This is a genomic window from Kitasatospora sp. MMS16-BH015 (assembly GCF_002943525.1).
Classification (GTDB): Bacteria; Actinomycetota; Actinomycetes; order Streptomycetales; family Streptomycetaceae; genus Kitasatospora.
Window position 1 is genome coordinate 5,581,642 of record NZ_CP025394.1, and the last position, 16,618, is coordinate 5,598,259.

General features: G+C 73.9%; 14 protein-coding genes. 7 read left to right on the forward strand and 7 right to left on the reverse strand.

Annotated elements, in window-relative coordinates; all coding sequences use genetic code 11:
• Window positions 1-316: 316 nt before the first annotated feature.
• The 5 genes from CFP65_RS24130 to CFP65_RS24155 all read right to left on the reverse strand — a co-directional run bounded on the left by CFP65_RS24130 (window position 317) and on the right by CFP65_RS24155 (window position 6,892).
• A complete protein-coding gene (locus tag CFP65_RS24130) occupies window positions 317-2,044 on the reverse strand; it encodes an ABC transporter family substrate-binding protein (protein WP_158702339.1) in 1,728 nt (575 codons plus the stop codon).
• Between the two features lie 281 nt (window positions 2,045-2,325).
• On the reverse strand, window positions 2,326-5,010 hold the full coding sequence (locus CFP65_RS24135) for a peptidoglycan binding domain-containing protein (protein ID WP_174805569.1): 2,685 nt from the start codon (window positions 5,008-5,010) through the stop codon (window positions 2,326-2,328).
• A 341-nt stretch (window positions 5,011-5,351) separates the two neighbouring features.
• Window positions 5,352-5,780 carry a DUF6113 family protein gene (locus CFP65_RS24145; RefSeq protein WP_104818163.1) on the reverse strand — a complete coding sequence of 143 codons (429 nt, stop codon included), beginning with the start codon at window positions 5,778-5,780 and terminating at the stop codon, window positions 5,352-5,354.
• Window positions 5,777-6,658: an N-acetyl-1-D-myo-inositol-2-amino-2-deoxy-alpha-D-glucopyranoside deacetylase gene (gene mshB / locus CFP65_RS24150; RefSeq protein ID WP_104818164.1), complete on the reverse strand. Its 882-nt coding sequence runs from the start codon at window positions 6,656-6,658 to the stop codon at window positions 5,777-5,779. Before mshB ends, CFP65_RS24145 begins: the two co-directional genes overlap by 4 nt.
• 39 nt (window positions 6,659-6,697) lie before the next feature.
• Complete coding sequence (locus CFP65_RS24155) at window positions 6,698-6,892, reverse strand: DUF2304 family protein (protein WP_104818165.1); 195 nt, start codon at window positions 6,890-6,892, stop codon at window positions 6,698-6,700.
• A 235-nt stretch (window positions 6,893-7,127) separates the two neighbouring features.
• Between CFP65_RS24155 and CFP65_RS24160 the strand changes: the two genes are divergently transcribed.
• The 5 genes from CFP65_RS24160 (at window position 7,128) to CFP65_RS24180 (ending at window position 12,931) form a co-directional block, all read left to right on the forward strand.
• On the forward strand, window positions 7,128-9,245 hold the full coding sequence (locus CFP65_RS24160) for an alpha/beta fold hydrolase (RefSeq protein ID WP_104818166.1): 2,118 nt from the start codon (window positions 7,128-7,130) through the stop codon (window positions 9,243-9,245).
• A 130-nt stretch (window positions 9,246-9,375) separates the two neighbouring features.
• Entirely contained in the window at window positions 9,376-10,323 is a 948-nt protein-coding gene (locus tag CFP65_RS24165) for an ABC transporter ATP-binding protein (RefSeq protein ID WP_104818167.1), read from the forward strand.
• Complete coding sequence (locus CFP65_RS24170) at window positions 10,320-11,042, forward strand: ABC transporter permease (protein ID WP_104818168.1); 723 nt, start codon at window positions 10,320-10,322, stop codon at window positions 11,040-11,042. The genes CFP65_RS24165 and CFP65_RS24170 overlap by 4 nt, the downstream gene beginning before the upstream one ends.
• Entirely contained in the window at window positions 11,039-12,283 is a 1,245-nt protein-coding gene (locus CFP65_RS24175; protein WP_254552539.1) for a sensor histidine kinase, read from the forward strand. The genes CFP65_RS24170 and CFP65_RS24175 overlap by 4 nt, the downstream gene beginning before the upstream one ends.
• A gap of 42 nt (window positions 12,284-12,325) precedes the next feature.
• Window positions 12,326-12,931: a response regulator transcription factor gene (locus CFP65_RS24180; RefSeq protein WP_174805653.1), complete on the forward strand. Its 606-nt coding sequence runs from the start codon at window positions 12,326-12,328 to the stop codon at window positions 12,929-12,931.
• A gap of 9 nt (window positions 12,932-12,940) precedes the next feature.
• On the opposite strand, the gene CFP65_RS24185 is transcribed toward CFP65_RS24180, so the two are convergent.
• Together CFP65_RS24185 and CFP65_RS24190 are read right to left on the reverse strand one after the other, a co-directional pair.
• Window positions 12,941-13,804, reverse strand: a complete 864-nt coding sequence (locus CFP65_RS24185) for a transglutaminase-like domain-containing protein (RefSeq protein WP_254552540.1) — start codon at window positions 13,802-13,804, stop codon at window positions 12,941-12,943.
• Window positions 13,805-13,850: 46 nt separating this feature from the next.
• The gene (locus CFP65_RS24190) at window positions 13,851-14,795 is read right to left on the reverse strand and encodes a GNAT family N-acetyltransferase (protein WP_371682453.1); all 945 of its coding nucleotides are present in this window, start codon (window positions 14,793-14,795) and stop codon (window positions 13,851-13,853) included.
• A 197-nt stretch (window positions 14,796-14,992) separates the two neighbouring features.
• Here CFP65_RS24190 and fdxA point away from each other — a divergent pair, with 197 nt between their 5' ends.
• Together fdxA and dapC are read left to right on the forward strand one after the other, a co-directional pair.
• Window positions 14,993-15,313, forward strand: coding sequence for a ferredoxin (fdxA, locus tag CFP65_RS24195; protein WP_104818172.1), 321 nt, complete (start codon window positions 14,993-14,995; stop codon window positions 15,311-15,313).
• 16 nt (window positions 15,314-15,329) lie between these two features.
• Complete coding sequence (gene dapC / locus CFP65_RS24200; RefSeq protein WP_104818173.1) at window positions 15,330-16,478, forward strand: succinyldiaminopimelate transaminase; 1,149 nt, start codon at window positions 15,330-15,332, stop codon at window positions 16,476-16,478.
• The last annotated feature ends 140 nt before the right edge of the window (window positions 16,479-16,618 follow it).

Genomic DNA, 16,618 nt, shown 5'->3' on the forward strand with positions numbered 1-16,618 from the left:
TTCACGCGTCCGTAACCCGACTCGGTCAACTCCGTTATCAGGACGCGGCCGTCGCGCTCCGGCCTACTTGACGCGCGTAGATCAAGTGTCCGTTCTGTCCGCTCTGCTGCCGTTTGTTCATGACATTGGGGTGTCCGATAATCGGACACTACGGTTTTTGGGTGCATCAAGGGAAATTCCGGCCCCGCAGGGGTGGTGTGGACCATAATCAACCGGCTGCACTTCGCGCGGCCGAGTTGGCAATTTCACGCCACTGGCGAGTATTCGCCGCTTATTCCCGTGCTGAGCGAGCCCCCCTCCTCCGACTGTTCCACCGTTACCGCTGGAAGCCGATGTTCTCGTAGACGACGTCGGACAGCCCGGGAGCCCCCAGGTTCGCCACGGTCTTGCGCACCCCGTAGACGGCCGGCCGCTGGTACAGCGGCACCATGCCGGCCACCTGCCAGGCCTCGGCGTCCGCCCGGTTCAGGGCGGCCGCCTCGGTCTCGGGGCTGTCGGCGGCGGCGGCGGCGGCCATCGCGCGGTCGAGCGCGTCGCTGCCGGTCTGGGCGTAGTTGGAGCCGGAGCCCTGCTGGAAGGTCGAAGTCCCGTTGGTGGCGGGGAAAGGCGTGCCGAGCAGGGCGAATGCGGTCAGGTCGAAATCGTGCGGGTAGACGTACTTGGCGAAGAAATCGCCCGCCACCACCGGGGTGACGTCGATCTGCACGCCCACCTTGGCCAGCATCTGCGTGATCAGCTTGCCCTCGCTCGCGGCCAGCGGGTTGGCGGCCGGGATGACCAGGTGCAGCTCCAGCGGCTTGCCGTCCTTGGTGCGCACCGAGGAGCCCGCGCCGAGCCGCCAGCCGGCGTCCTGAAGGGCGGCGGAGGCGGCGCTGGGGTCGTAGCGGCTCAGGCCGTCGGAGTTGTCCTGGTAGCCGTTCTGGCCGGGCACCAGGAAGTGGTTGTTCATCGGGGTGTACGGCCAGTCCAGGCCCGCCAGGTCGGTGCGGGTGATCGCCTCGCGATCCACCGCCTGGAAGATCGCCCGGCGCACCGCGGCGTCGTCCAGCGGCGGGCGTTTGGCGTTGAGCACCATCATCCGCAGGTTCGGCCCGCCGGCCCGGCGGGCCTCGCCGTCCGGGGTGGCCAGGATCTGCTTGTAGCCCTCGGCGCTGGGGCCGTTGTTGAAGAAGTCCACCTGGCCCTCGGCGAAGGCCTTCGGCATCGCGCCGGTGTCCACCGCCTTGAAGACGATCCGGTCGAGCAGCGGCTTGTCGCCCCACCAGGCGGGGTCGGCGACCACGGTGACGGTCTTGGCCGAGCGGTCCAGGGTCTGCAGCTTGAAGGGCCCGCCGGAGACCGGGATCTGCGAGACGAAGGAGGTGTTGAACAGCTCCGGGGTGCTCGCGTAAGCGGCGGGCAGCAGCGGCGAGTTGGCCGCGTTGTTGTACATCGACTGCCACTCGGAGAACGGCGTCTTGAAGGTCATCACGGCCTGGAAGTCGTCCTTGCCGCGCTCCACGCGCTCCACCTGGTCGAAGCCGGTGGTGGAGCCCGCCTGGTACGCCTTGTCCCGCCCGCTCTGGGCCCGCCAGGTGGCCTGCAGGTCGAGCCAGGTGATCGGCTTGCCGTCGGACCAGTGGGCGGCCGGGTTGAGCGTCCAGGTGACGGTCTGCTTGCCGTCCGCCGCGCCGAGCTCTGCCGAGCGCAGGTAGGCCTTGTTCGGGGTCTGGGTGCCGCCGGCGTCCGAGCGCCAGAGGGTGGGCAGCAGCGCCTTCATGACGTCGTTGGTGGAGGACTCCGAGCCGTCCGTGTGCAGCGGGTTCCACTGGGTGGAGAACTGGTCGATCGCCCAGACCAGGGTGCCGCCCTGGCGCAGCGCCGTCCGCGGCTGGGGATTGGTGTCCGTCATGGTCATCCCGGGGGCGTCGTCACCCCGGGAGATGGCCGTGCCGCGGCCGGTCGGTCCGGTGCCGCCCTCGCTCGCGCAGGAACAGAGCGTGAGGCCGAGCGCCAGCGCCGAGGCGGCGGCGATCAGGGCGTGCGGGAGCCGAGGCTTGGACAACGAGGGTTCTCCCTGCGGAGCGGGCGGGCCGGCCACACTGGCGTGGCTGACGGTGGCACATCCTGCTGAGGGAGGGGACAGGATGTCGACCAGGCGGGGATCAAGTCTTGGTAACGCGGCCCGGGGTGCCCCCGATGTCCGGTTATGCCCCGCCATTGGCGAGGATTGGCCAAGGGGCCCGACCGGTGGATCACCACCGATCGAGCCCCTTGGCTTGATGAATACCTGTCAGAAACGCCCCGCAGGCTTCGATTCCCCGGGCCCGGGCGGGCCGGGGCGGGTCAGGCGGGGAAGCGGAAGGTCCGGTCCTTCGCCGTGGTCTTGTCGAGCACCGAGGCGATGCCGTCCGCCACGTCCTGCGGGGTGATCGGCGCGAGGGCGCCGTTCTTCTTCGTCTTCGACTTGTCGAAGACGCCCTTGAGTGCGTCGTTCAGCTTGTCCAGGTCCCACTTGAGGGCCAGCTTGCCGGTCGCGTCCGGTGCGATGGTCAGCGCGTTGGCCGCCGTGGTCTTGCCGAACTCGAACTTCCTGGTGCCCGCCATGACCGTCACCGGCCCGGCCAGCACCTGCTTGCCGAGGCCGTCGGCGGCGGCCTGCAGCGCGTCCTGGCCGATCTTCGGCTGAGCCGCCGTCACCGGCACGGTCAGCACGGTGTCGTCCTGGCCGGCCGCGCGGTTGCGGTAGGCCTGTTCGACCTGGTCCATCGCCGCGGCGCCGTTCACGGTCTGCCCGGCCTTGCCCGGCACCACCTCGGTCTGCCCGTCCGGGGTGAAGCGGACGAAGCCCTCCTGGAGGCCCTGCCCGGCCGAGCCTCCCAGCGCGTCCAGGGCGGCCTTGAGCTTGGCGCGGTCGACCTTGACCTCCGGGGCGACGTCCTTGCTGCCGCCCGCGATCGAGCTGATCACGTCCACCGGGTTGTAGCTGTGCGCCGTCAGGGCGTCCACCGTGGCGGTGGTGTCGAAGCTCAGCCCGGCGGTGGCCGGGTCGAGGTTGACCGTCTGGGCGCCGACCTTCAGCTTGAGCGGCCGCTGGCCGATCTTGCCGACGCTGCCGTCCAGCGCGCTGAGCGCCTGGTCGCGGGCGTCGCCGCCGATGTCGGTGCCGAGCACGGTGGTGCCCTTGGGGATGTCCGCCTGGTTGAGCATCAGGCCGGTGCCGTACGCCGCGGCGCCGGCGAACAGGATGCCGCCGACCGCGTAGACGGCCAGCTTCGGCGCCTTGCTCGGCCGCTTCGGCTTGACGGCCGGCTCGTCGTCCCGGTCCGGGTCGGGCTCCGGGACCACCTCGATCGGCGGCGGGAGCTGGTGCTGGCCGGTGCTGCTGCCGAGGGTGCCGGGGAAGGGCGGCGCGGGCTCGAAGGAGTTCTCCGCGAAGCGGCCGCCACCGGCGGCCTTGGGCCCACCGGGCCCACCGGGCGCACCGGGCCCACCGGGCGCACCCGGCGTCTTGGGCGCGGCGGTGCCGAAGGGGTCGGCGCTCTGCGGGCCGCCGTGGGCGGCGGTGCCGAAGGGGTCGGCCGGGGCCTGCGGGCCGCCGGGCCCGGCGCGGTGGCCGGCGCCGAACCGGTCGGCCGTGGGCAGGCCGGGTATGGCGGCGGTGGCCGGGCCGTCTTGGATCGGGTCGAAGCCGCCGATCTGGGTGTCCTCGGGCTCGCCGGCGGGCCCGCCCGGCGGGATCCGCAGCGCGCGGGTGGTCTCGGCCCCGGGCCGGCCGGGCTGCCCCGTGAACGGGTCGCCGCCGCCCTGCGGCGGCCGCTGGCCGTTCGGGGGCATCCGGAGCTCACGGGTGGCCTGCGCACCGGCGGCGCCCGGCGCGGCGAACGGGTCGCCGCCCGGCCCGCCGCCCTGCGGGCCGCGCGGGCCCTGGCCGGCGAACGAGTCGCCCTGGGGGCTGCGGCCGTCGGGGCCGGCGTACTGGTCGCCCTGCCCCTGCGGCGGGCGCCGGCCCTGGAACGGGCCGCCGCCCTGGCCCTGCGGGCCGCGGTGGCCGTTGACGCGCAGCGCCTGGGTGCCCTCGGGGCCGCCCTGGGCCGCGAACGGGTCGCCGCTGCCCTGCGGCGGCCGCTGGCCGTTCTGGCCGGCGAACGGGTCGGCGCCGTTCCGGGCCGCGCCCTGGGGCGCGAACGGGTTGTCCTGGCCCGGTCGGCCGCGGTGGCCGTTGGTGCGCAGCGCCTGGGTGCCCTCGGGACCGCGCTGCGGCGCGAACGGGTCGGTGCCCTGGCCCTGCGGGCCGCGCCCGCCCTGGGACGCGAAGGGGTCGGCGCCGTTGCGGCCCGGCTGCGGGAGCGGGATGCCCTGGGTGGACTCGGGGCCCGGCTCGGCGCCGTTTGCGCCGTTCGGGAAGGGGGTGCCGTTCGGCGGGGTGGACTGCCGGGGCTGGGTGGCGAACGGGTCGTTGCCGTACGGGTTGGTGGGGGGCGGCGTGGGCAGCGGGGTGGAGCCGGTGTCGCTGTTGCCGAAGGGGGTCGCGGGGGCGCCGGTGGGGCGCGGGGCGGCCGGGGGGCTCTGAGTCTTCTGGCGCGGGCGGAACCACTCGCCGGTCGACTCCGAGGAGGAGGCCGCGGCGGCGGGCTGCTGCCACTCCTCCGGGAGCTCGGGCGCGGCGGCGGCCGGGCCCGGGTCGACCACGCCGAGCACCGGCGAGGCGCCGGCGGCCGAGCGGTGCCGGGGCGCGCCGGCCTCCGCCGGGGCGGCCTCCTCGGGCTTGACCGTGGACCGCACCACGACCGGCGGGATCGGCCGCGAACCGGGGATGTTGATCCGCACCCGGGTGGTCAGCGTGGTCTCGGTCTTCGGCAGGTCCTCGCCAGCGGGCTCGCCGGCCTGCGGGCCGCTCTCGGCGCGGGCGCCCGGCAGCCCGGTGCCGTACGGGGGAGTGCCGGAGGGGTACGCCTCCGGGCCGCCCTCGGGCCTGCGGCCACCCTGGCGGGGCGGCGGGTACGCGCTGTCAGATTCGCGGCTGCTCAATGCTGCTCTGCTCCGGGTTCGCGGCCGCGCCGTGGGGGCGACCGCGGGTTGTGGGGCGCCAGACCTCTTCGGTGGCGGCTGCCACCGTGCGACGGAACCTGACGGGCCCCTCCGACACCAGCTGTCCTACGTGTGGGCTTGCGGCTGGCCGCCCGCCTCGCGATTGGGGTGAAGGTACCTGCTCTGCCTTCCTCCGCGCCCGCCGGGGCCGACCTGTCGCGCCACCACCTTACTGGGAAGACCAGGACGGCGGCCCGGATCGGACAGATCCCGATACGTCCGGTCCGTCCGGTATGGCCCGTGCTGGAAGGCCCCTGACGGCGCGTCGCCCCGAGGGCCCCTCAGCGCCCCGGGCCCGGGACGCCGAAGGCGTAGCCGGTGCGGGTCGGAAGAGTGGCGCAGATCACGCCGCCGACGGCCCCGAGGAAGAGGTAGCCGTACGAGGTGAGCCCGGCGGCGAGCACGAAATCTCCCTCGGGCCTCGGCGACATCAGCACCAGCAGCACGGCGAACCAGCCGGCCAGCGGCGCCCCGGCGCCCAGCTTGGTGCCGGTGGCGCGCAGCCCGCCGTAGAAGACGGCCCAGGTGCCGGCCAGCGCCAGCAGCAGCCCGCCGGGCGTCCAGAGCGACTGGACGAAGCAGCCGGCCAGCGAGGCCGCCGCGCCGAGCAGGAAGAACAGCGTGTACAGCGCGATCCGGGCGCCGCGCGAGGGCTGGGCCTCGGCCAGCCGGGCGGAGCGGGTGCCGAGCAGGGCCGTCCAGGGGCTCATGCCGCCACCCCCGCGAAGAGGTCCGTCTCCGGCCGCCCGGGGCCCGGGGTGCCGCGCACCAACTGGTAGTACTCGGTGGCGAGCAGCGGCTGGCCGAGGTCGTTGCTGAGCGCGAAGACCTCACCGGAGACGGCGATCTGGGTGGCGTGCGCGGCCATCGCGGCGGACTTCGCGCCCGCGTACGCGGCGCCGTCCACCACGGTGGTGATCACCTCCGGCTCGACCACGCCGGGCAGGTCGCCGAGGGCTGCCACGCCGGGGAAGACGCCCTTCGCGGCGGCCAGGCCCTCCTCGACCACCGGGCGGGGCAGCCGGTTGTAGTAGACCTTGGCGATCCGCCAGGAGGCGCCCAGCTCGGGGCGGAAGGCCGGATCGGCGGCCAGCTCCCAGGCGCGCAGGGCGACCCGGTGGGCCTGGATGTGGTCCGGGTGGCCGTAGCCGCCGCGCTCGTCGTAGGTGACCAGCACCTGCGGCCGCACCTCGCGGACCACCTCGACCAGATGGCCGGCGGCCTCGTCCACGTCGGCCTGCCAGAAGCAGCCGGGCACCTTGTTCTCCGCGACGCCCATCATCCCGGAGTCGCGGTAGCGCCCGCGGCCGCCGAGGAAGCGGTGGTCGGTGACGCCGAGCTCGCGCATCGCGGCCGTCAGTTCGCCGACCCGGTACGGCCCGAGGGTGTCGTCGCGGTCCGCGGTCAGGTGGGCCAGCTCGGGCGGGATCACCTCGCCGCCCTCGCCGAGCGTGCACGTCACCAGGGTGACCCGGGCGCCTTCGGCGGCGTACCGGGCCATGGTGGCGCCGTTGTTGATCGACTCGTCGTCGGGGTGGGCGTGCACCAGGAGCAGGCGGCGGTGCGGCTGGTCGGTCGCAGCGGTCATGGGCAAGAGCCTAGGGCCTCTCTTGCGACCGACCTCCGCTCAGAGCTTCAGGCCATTGATCATCCCTGCCACGTTGCTGGTCACCTGCTGGATCGACGGCGCGATCGAGCTCGAGGCGAGGTAGAAGCCCAGCAGTGCGCAGACGATCGCGTGCGAGAGCTTCAGGCCGGAGCGCCGGATCATCACCACCACGATGACGAGCATCAGCATGGCTGCGGAGATGGACAAGGCCATGACGGCTCACACTCCTTCGAACGGGACGTTCCGGATCCGGATCGTCGAGACAACCAATACCCGATCGGTGAGGGTTGCATTACTTTCCGTGAGGCGGCGTGGTCGGGAGCACGGGAGCGTCCGGGGGCGCACGGCCCGGTCGCAGGGCCGTTCGGGGGTCCGTGGGGCCTCTTCTGACGACTGCTCCGAACGAGTGAGCGGGTTCCGGGTCACTCGCTGACTAAGGTCAGGGGGCATGAGCTCCGATACCTCCGCTGCCACCACCTTCCCCCGGCAGAGCGCCCGCACCCTGCGCTACACCGTGGGCGCCCCCCGGTCGTTCTCCGTCGCACCCGACGGGGCCCGGATCGCCTTCCTCCGCTCCCGGTCCGGCACCGACCGGGCCAACCTGCTCTGGACCCTGGACCCCGCCACCGGCGAGGAGAAGGTGGCCGCCGACCCGGTCGCCCTGCTCGGCGGCGGCGAGGAGGACCTCTCGCCGGCCGAGAAGGCCCGCCGCGAGCGCAGCCGCGAGGGCTCGGCCGGCATCGTCGGCTACGCCCTGGACGCGGCCGGCGGCCTGGCCGTGTTCGCCCTCTCCGGGCGGCTGTTCGCCACCGACCTGGCCTCCGGCGCCGCCCGCGAGCTGCCCGCCGCAGGCCCGCTGGTCGACCCGCGCCCGGCGCCCGACGGCACCGTGGTCGCGTACGCCAACACCGCCGGCGAGCTGCGGCTCAGCCACACCGACGGCAGCGGCGACCGCGCCCTGGTGACGCCCGAGCGGGCCGGGGTGACCTGGGGTCAGGCCGAGTTCATCGCCCAGGAGGAGATGAGCCGCGACCGCGGCTACTGGTGGTCGCCCGCGAGCGACCGGCTGCTGGTGGCCCGGGCCGACGACGCGCCGGTGCAGCGCTGGTGGATCGCCGACCCGGCCAACCCGGGCGTCACCCCGGCCGAGGTGGCCTACCCGGCGGCCGGCACCGCCAACGCCGAGGTCTCGCTCTGGCTGGTCGACCTGGACGGCGCCAAGACCGAGGTGGTCTGGGACAGCGCCGCCTTCCCGTACCTGGCCCGGGTGCACTGGTCCGCGAACGGCGCCCCGCTGCTGCTGGTCCAGGCCCGCGACCAGCGCTCCCAGCAGCTGCTCACCGTCGACCCGGCCACCGGCGCCACCGCGCTGCTGCTGGCCGAGCAGGACGAGACCTGGCTGGACCTGTTCAGCGGCGTCCCGGCCTGGACGCCCAACGGCGAGCTGGCCCGGATCAGCGACGAGGGCGGCGTGCGCCACCTGGTGATCGGCGACCGCGAGGTCACCGACGAGAAGCTGCACCTGCGCTCGGTGCTCGCCCTCACCGAGGAGGCCGCCTACTTCACCGCCTCGGCCGGCCCGGCCGACACCGAGCTGCCCCCGGGCTGGGTCGGCGTCTTCCGCGCCGACGCCGCGGGCGTCGCCCCGTACGGCCCCGAGGGCGCGGCCACCGCCGTGTTCGGCGGCCCGGTGGCCGTGGTCTCCAGCGTCTCGGTCGAGCGCCCCGGCGCGGTGGCCCACGTGCTGCGCGAGGGCGCCGAGACCGCCGTGATCACCAGCCACGCGGACACCCCGCTGCTCACCGCCCGCCCCGAGTTCCGCTTCGCGGGCGAGCGCCGGATCCCCTCCGCCGTCTTCCTGCCCACCGGCTACGACCGCGACCGGGACGGCCTGCTGCCGGTCCTGATGGACCCGTACGGCGGCCCGCACGGCCAGCGCGTGGTGCAGTCGCACAACCCGCACCTGACCTCGCAGTGGTTCGCCGACCAGGGCTTCGCGGTGATCGTGGCCGACGGCCGCGGCACCCCCGGGCGCAGCCCGGAGTGGGAGAAGTCGATCGCCTTCGACTTCGCCGGGGCCACTCTGGACGACCAGGTCGAGGCGCTGCAGGCGCTGGCCGAGGAGTACCCGCTCGACCTCGGCCGGGTCGGCATCCGCGGCTGGTCCTACGGCGGCTACCTGGCGGCGCTGGCCGTGCTGCGCCGCCCGGACGTGTTCCACGCCGCCGTCTCCGGCGCGCCGGTCACCGACTTCGCGCTGTACGACACCCACTACACCGAGCGCTACCTCGGCCACCCGGCCGAGCGCCCCGAGGTGTACGAGGCCAACTCGCTCATCCCGCTGGCCCCCGGCCTGGAACGCCCGCTGATGATCGTGCACGGCCTGGCCGACGACAACGTGGTGGCCGCCCACACCCTGCGGCTCTCCTCCGCCCTGCTCGCGGCCGGCCGCGCACACACCGTGCTGCCGCTCTCCGGCGTCACGCACATGACCCCGCAGGAGCAGGTGGCCGAGAACCTGCTGCTGCTCCAGGTCGCCTTCCTGAAGGAGAACCTGGGCAAGTGAGGTGATCGGCGTCGTGTCCCCGATCTGACATTCGTCATACCGAGGACACGACGCCGCGCACTGACGCCGCCCACCCCCCGGGCGGGACTCTGGAGAGGTCGAGGAGACCACGAGAGAGAGGACCCGGGGGATGAGTACGGCAGAAGTCGCCGCCTTCCGGCAGGTGAGCAAGAGCTACGGACAGGTCAAGGCGGTGAACGGCCTCGACCTGGTGCTGCGCCCGGGCGAGACGGTCGCCCTGCTCGGCCCCAACGGCGCCGGCAAGTCCAGCAGCCTCGACCTGCTGCTCGGCCTGCGCGAGCCCGACCAGGGCAGCGTCTCGCTGTTCGGCGGCACCCCGCGGGCCGCGATCGAGGCCGGCCGGGTCGGCGCGATGCTGCAGAGCGGCGGCCTGATGACGGACGTCAAGGTCCGCGAGCTGGTCGCGCTGGCCTGCGCGGTGCACCCGCGCGGCCACGGCGTCGCCGAGGTGCTGCGCAGCGCGGGCATCGAGGAGCTGGCGGAGCGCCGGGTGGACAAGCTCTCCGGCGGCCAGGAGCAGCGGGTCCGGTTCGCCCTGGCGGTGGCCGGGGCCAACGACCTGATCGTGCTGGACGAGCCGACCACCGGCATGGACGTCTCCGTCCGCCAGCAGTTCTGGGCCACCATGCGGGCCCAGGCCGAGGCCGGCCGCACCGTGCTGTTCGCCACCCACTACCTGGAGGAGGCGGACTCCATCGCCGACCGGGTGCTGGTGCTGCACCGCGGCCGGCTGATCGCCGACGGCACCTCGGCCGAGATCAAGGCCAAGGCCGGCGCCCGCCGGATCACCTTCGAGCTGCACGCCGGCGACGGCGTCCTCGACGAGACGGCGCTGCGCGCCCTGCCCGGCACGGTCAGCCTGGACGTCACCGGCCAGAGCGACGGGGTGCGCACCGTGCGGATCCGCTCCACCGACGCCGACGCCGGCGTCGCGGGCCTCTACCGGGCGGGGTTCTACCCGCGCGGCCTGGAGGTCACCAGCCTGGGCCTGGAGCAGGCCTTCCTGACCATCACCGGCGAGGCCGACGAGACCGCGGATTCGGAGCGTGCGCTGTGACCACCCTGATCAAGCTGGAGATCCTGCGCACCCTGCGCAACAAGCGGTACGTGCTCTTCACCGTGCTCTACCCGGCGCTGCTGTACGTCTTCTTCATCAGCGCCTACAACGGCGGCACGGTCGCCGGGGGCGTGAGCGCCAAGTCGTACTTCATGGTCTCGATGGCCACCTTCGGCGCGGTCGGCGCGGTGCTCACCGGCAGCGCGCAGCGGATCTCGCTGGAGCGCAAGAGCGGCTGGGTGCGGCAGCTGCGGCTCACCGCGCTGCCGGGGCGGGCGTACACCGTGGCCAAGATCGCGGCCTGCGCGGTGACCACCCTGCCCGCGATCCTGGTGGTCTTCGCGATCGGCGCGATCGAGGGCGTCTCCCTGGGCGCCGGCCAGTGGCTGGGCCTCGGGCTCGCGCTCTGGCTGGGCAGCTTCGTCTTCGCGGCGCTCGGCGTGGCCCTCGGGTACGCGGCCCAGCCGGACGCGGTGCAGCCGATCGTGATGATCGTCTACATGCTGATGGCGCTGTTCGGCGGCACCTGGTTCCCGGTCGGCGACTCGCTGAAGAAGTTCGCCCAGTTCAACCCGGTCTACCTCTACAACCAGCTGGCCACCTTCGTCCGCCCCGGCCAGTCGCTCGACCTCGCCGCGGTGGCCGGCCTGGGCGGCTTCCTGGTGGTCTTCGTCGGCGCCGCGGCCTACCTGTACCGCAAGGACACCAGGCAGGCATGATGATCGACATGTCCTCGCCGCAGCCCTCGCCCCCCAGTACCGCCGCCACCGGGCCGGAGGGGCGACGCGGGTTCCTGACCTCGCCCGGCCAGCCGGTGGAGAACCGGCGCCAGCTGGTGGTGAAGCTGGCGTGGATGTCGATCTGGATGCTCTACCTGCTCTACCCGCTCGCCGACCTGACGAGCGGTGAGCACTCCACCGGGGCCGTGGTGGCCGGGTCGATCGCACTGGGCGGCTTCCTGCTGACCTACCTCGCGCTGATCGCCTTCCGCTCCGTCAAGCCCGCCGACTGGCCCGGCGGTTACCTGATCGTGGGCTTCCTGCTCGCGGTGGCGCTGGGCACCGCCTTCGGGCTCGGGCAGGCCTGGCTGACGCTCTTCACCTACTGCTCGGTCTGCGCCGGCGTGGTGCTGCCAGCCCGGTACGGGATGCCCGGGGTGCTCGCGGTGACGGCGCTGGCCGCCGCCACCGGCTTCCTGATCCGGGCCGACGGCGTCACCATGGTCTCGATCGTGCTGCCCTGCTTCCTCGGCGGCCTCGCGATGACCGGGCTCCAGCGGCTCATCGTGACCATGAAGGAGCTGCGCGAGGCCCGGGCCGCCGTGGCCCACCTGGCCGCCGCCGAGGAGCGGCTGCGCCTGGCCCGCGACCTGCACGACCTGCTGGGGCACTCGCTCTCGCTGATCACGCTGAAGAGCGAGCTGGCCGGGCGGCTGATGGACCAGAGCCAGGACGAGGCCGCCCGGGCCCAGGTGGCCGACATCGAGAAGGTCGCCCGGCAGTCCCTGGTCGACGTTCGCGAGGCCGTCGGCGGCTACCGCCGTCCCACCCTGCCGGTCGAACTCGCCGCTGCCCGCACCGCCCTGAGCGCCGCCCAGGTCACCCTGGACGCCGACCCCGCGGTGGCCGACGGCCGCCCCGGCCTCGGCGGCGAGGAGACCGGAGCGCTCGCCTGGGCGCTGCGCGAGGCCGTCACCAACATCGTCCGGCACGGCGAGGGCGCCACCGTCTGCCACGTCCACCTCGACGAGACCTGGGAGGGCGACGGCGAGCGCTACGCCGTCCTGGAGGTCTCCGACAACGGCCGCGGCCCCGGCAAGTCCGGCCCCGGCAACGGCCTCTCCGGCCTGGGCGAGCGCCTCGCCCTGGTCGGCGGCCGCCTGGAGACCGGCCCGGGCCCGCGCGGCAAGGGCTTCAAGCTCCGCGCGCTCGTCCCGCTGCGGACGGTCAGCGGGGCTTGATCCGTTGACTACGGTGGGGCCATGACTGACGAGAAGCCAGGGATGGTGCGGGTCCTCCTCGCCGAGGACCAGGGGATGGTGCGGGAGGCGCTGGCCGCGCTGCTCGGGCTCGAGGGGGACATCGCGGTGGTCGCGCAGGTCTCCCGGGGGGACGAGGTGGTGGACGCGGTGCTCGCGCACGACGTGCAGGTCGCGGTGCTGGACATCGAGATGCCCGGGATGACCGGGATCGACGCCGCCGCCGAGGTGCGCCGCCGCAGCCCCGCCACCAAGGTGGTCATCGCCACCACCTTCGGCCGCCCCGGCTACCTGCGCCGCGCCATGGAGGCCGGCGCCGACGGCTTCCTGGTCAAGGACGCCCCGGCCGCCGAACTCGCCCAGGCCATCCGCCGGGTGCTGCGCGGCGAGCGGGTCATCGACCCCACCCTGGCCGCCGCCGCCCTCGCCGAGGGCGCCAACCCGCTCACCACCCGCGAACGCGACGTGCTCGCCGCGGCGGCCGACGGCGCGGTCAACGCCGACATCGCCCGCCTCCTCCACCTCTCCGAGGGCACCGTCCGCAACTACCTCTCGATGGCCATCCAGAAGACGGCCGCCCGCAACCGCACCGAGGCGGTGCGGATCGCCCGCGAAAAGGGCTGGCTGTAACGGTGGTGCCTAGTTGAGGCGGTGCCTGGCGGCGCGCGCCTCGCGGCGGACCTTGGTGGCGCTGTCCGGGTCGAAGGCGTCGAGGATCTCCGCGTAGGCGTCCATCTCGGCCGCGCCGGCCAGGAAGTCGCCGGTGCGGACGAGGAGTTCGGCGCGCTCCAGGCGGAGCTGGGCCGGGTGGCGGGGGAGCAGCAGGGAGAGCTCGGTGGCCCAGAGCTGGGTGCGGGCCTGCTCGGGGCGGTCGGTGGCCCAGCTGCGGATGTTGCCGAGGACGCGCAGGACGAGGTCCAGCGGCTGGGCCGGGGTGAGCATGTCGGGCGTGAAGTGGTGGCCGGTGCGCAGCACCAGCTCGGCCACGTCGTCCAGGTCGAGCAGCCGGCCGCCGTGGTACGGGTCGGCCAGGACGTACTCGTTGCCCGCCTCCGGGCCGCCCACCGCGACGATGAAGTGGCCCGGCAGGGCCACCCCGTGCACGGTGAGCCCGGCCCGCGCGGCCACCGCCGTCCAGACCAGCGAGAGCATGATCGGCAGCCCGCGCCGGCGCCGCAGCACCTCCGGCAGCAGCGAGGACTCCAGCCGCCGGTAGTCGGCCGGCCGGCCGTGGAACCGCTCCCGCCCGCCCAGCACGGCGGCCAGCAGCGCGGCCGTCTCCTCCGGGGTGGCCGGGGCCCGCTCGGCCACGGCCAGCCGGACGGCCGCCGCGTGCCGGTCGAGGGCGGCCTGACAGGCCGCCAGCAGCTCCTCCAGGGTCGGCGGCGGCTCGGCGCCGGGGGCCAGGGTGTGCTCGGCCGCGGCCAGCAGGCAGAGCAGCACCGCGTCCGGGTGCTCGGCCCTGGCCTCGGTACGGAAACGCGCTCTGCTCTGCTCGGTCACGGCAGCCTTCGTCGGTGTCCGGTGGTTCGCTACTACAGCACTACCGCTACCGCTGGGGAAGACGGGCGTAGTGGTAAGTGTGACTGGTCGTGAAGCCGAGCCTGTCATAGAGCGTGCGGGCGGCGGTGTTGTCGGCCTCGACCTGGAGGAAGGCGCCGGTGGCGCCCTCCTCGGCGGCGCGGGCGGCCAGTACGGACATCACGGCGGTCGCCAGGCCCTGGCGGCGGGCCTCGGGGGCGGTCTCCACGGCGTTGAACAGCACCCAGGGCCCGTCCACCACGCAGCGCCCGATCGCGAGCGGCGCGCCGCCGCCGGGGGCCGGCACGGCGGCGAACCAGACCGAGGGCCCGCCGAGCAGCAGCGCCCGGGCGGCCTCGGCCGTGGCCGGGTCGGCCCCGCCGTGGTACCGCTCGAACCAGCCCTCGTCCGGCGCCCGGTGGAGCCGCACCCGCTCGGTCCCGGCGCCCGCGCGGATCACCGGCGCCAGCGGGGCGGTGCGCACCTCGGTCGGGGCGATGCGCTCGCCGAGCGCGTCCAGCTCCGCGACGAGCGCCGGATCGGTGCCGGGGGTGCTCACCTCGAACAGGGCGGGCAGCCCGCGCTCCGCGTACCAACGGCCGACCGCGGCGGTCGCCTCCGCGAGCGGCAGCCCGGGATCGCCCAGTGCCTGGCAGGAATTGGCGCGCTTGGTGTGGCCGCCGCTCGCCCGCAGCAGCCAGTCACCGAGTCTCTGCTGGTCAGCGGCGGCCCAGCCGCGCGAGGCGAGTGCCTGAAGGGCCGTCGGCTCGGTTTCCGGAAGCGCTGTCCGGCGGGCCGGGAAGAGAGGTACGGTCTTGGCGGCGATCATCAGCTCAGCGGGGAAGGAGACCGGTTCACCGGCACGGGGGACCACGGTGACCTGACACGCGTCGTCCCAGGATACGAGCACCCCGACCACATCGCGGTACACCGGGCGGCCCTCGACGACCTCCGAAAGGCGTCGGACGGACACCCGTCGTCCCACGTCAGAGCGGTCTATCCGGATCTCCGGACGGCTGCCACCCGGGGCTTCGCCGATCATCTGGGGCACCTCCTGTGCATTCGCGGTCTCTGACCCGCGATACTAGGGGCGGGCATCGACGACGCCGCGCGCACCCGCGCACGCATCAAACAGTTTGGGCACCAGCCCTTCCGAGGAGGAACGACAGCGTGACCTACGTCATCGCGCAGCCTTGTGTCGACGTCAAGGACAAGGCCTGCATCGAAGAGTGCCCGGTCGACTGCATCTACGAGGGGCAGCGCTCCCTCTACATCCACCCGGATGAGTGTGTCGACTGCGGCGCGTGTGAGCCGGTCTGCCCGGTCGAGGCCATCTTCTACGAGGACGACACCCCGGAGGAGTGGAAGGACTTCTACAAGGCGAACGTCGAGTTCTTCGACGACCTCGGTTCGCCCGGTGGCGCCTCCAAGCTCGGCGTGATCGAGAAGGACCACCCGGTCGTCGCGGCGCTCCCGCCGCAGGGCGAGTGACGGCGGACCCTCAGCCGTGAGCACCAACGAAGCTCAGCACGCGCCGCTCCCGGGCCACCCGGGGGCGGCGCGCCGCGTATCGGACCTGCTGCCCGTCTTCCCCTGGGACAAGCTGGAGCCGTACAAGGCCACCGCCCTCGCCCACCCGGGCGGGCTCTGCGACTTCTCGGTCGGCACCCCCGTCGACCCCGTCCCGGAGCTGATCCAGAAGGCGCTGGCCGCCAGCACCGACACCCCCGGCTACCCGACCGTCTGGGGCCCGCTCGAACTGCGCCGGGCCATCGCCGGCTGGCTGCACCACCGCCTGGGCGCCGAGATCGGCCCCGAGGCCGTGCTGCCCACCGTCGGCTCCAAGGAGCTGGTCGCCTGGCTCCCCACCCAGCTCGGCCTCGGCCCCGGCGACCAGGTCGCCTACCCGCGCCTCGCCTACCCGACCTACGAGGTCGGCGCCCGCCTCTGCGGCGCCGAACCGGTGGAGTACGAGGACGTCGCCGACCTGGACCCGTCCCGGGTCCGGCTGCTCTGGCTCAACTCCCCCTCCAACCCGACCGGCCGCGTGCTCACGCCCGCCGAGCTGCGGCGGGCGGTCGAGTGGGCCCGGGAGCACCGCGTCCTGCTGGTCAGCGACGAGTGCTACCTCGAACTGGGCTGGGAGGCCGACCCGGTCTCCGTGCTGCACCCCTCGGTCTGCGGCGGCTCCCACGAGGGCCTGCTGGTCGTGCACTCGCTCTCCAAGCGCTCCAACCTGGCGGGTTACCGCGCCTCCTTCGTGGCCGGCGACGCGATCGTCGTCCGCGAGCTCCTGGAGATCCGCAAGCACGGCGGCATGATCGTCCCCGCCCCGGTCCAGGCCGCCACCATCGCCGCCCTCGGCGACGACGCCCACGTGGCTGAGCAGCGCTCGCGCTATGCCCGGCGCCGGGCGGCGCTGCGGTCCGCCCTGGAAGCCCACGGCTTCCGGATCGAGCACTCCGAAGCCAGCCTCTACCTCTGGGCCACTCAGGGCCGCCCCTGCTGGGACACCGTCGCCCACCTGGCCGACCTCGGCATCCTGGTCGCCCCGGGCGACTTCTACGGCCCGGCCGGAGCCCAGCACGTCCGCGTGGCGTTCACGGCGACGGACGAACGGATCGCCGCCGCAGTCGAGCGACTGCGCCAGGCATAGTCAGGGGCGCGGGGAACTGCGCGGCCAACCATCTGCATGGTGACGGCTGCGCAGCTCCCTCGCGCCCCTGATCTGCTCGTTCTGCTGCCAGGGGCGCGAGCTGCGCTGCTGCGGGCCGGATTCCTCCCGCAGTCGCGCAG

Coding starts and splice junctions, on each gene's coding strand:
- mshB (WP_104818164.1), bottom strand. CDS start 6,658: ATGACCGCTGCGACCGACCAGCCGCACCGCCGCCTGCTCCTGGTGCAC.
- CFP65_RS24145 (WP_104818163.1), bottom strand. CDS start 5,780: ATGAGCCCCTGGACGGCCCTGCTCGGCACCCGCTCCGCCCGGCTGGCC.
- CFP65_RS24175 (WP_254552539.1), top strand. CDS start 11,039: ATGATGATCGACATGTCCTCGCCGCAGCCCTCGCCCCCCAGTACCGCC.
- CFP65_RS24155 (WP_104818165.1), bottom strand. CDS start 6,892: ATGGCCTTGTCCATCTCCGCAGCCATGCTGATGCTCGTCATCGTGGTG.
- CFP65_RS24180 (WP_174805653.1), top strand. CDS start 12,326: ATGGTGCGGGTCCTCCTCGCCGAGGACCAGGGGATGGTGCGGGAGGCG.
- CFP65_RS24160 (WP_104818166.1), top strand. CDS start 7,128: ATGAGCTCCGATACCTCCGCTGCCACCACCTTCCCCCGGCAGAGCGCC.
- CFP65_RS24165 (WP_104818167.1), top strand. CDS start 9,376: ATGAGTACGGCAGAAGTCGCCGCCTTCCGGCAGGTGAGCAAGAGCTAC.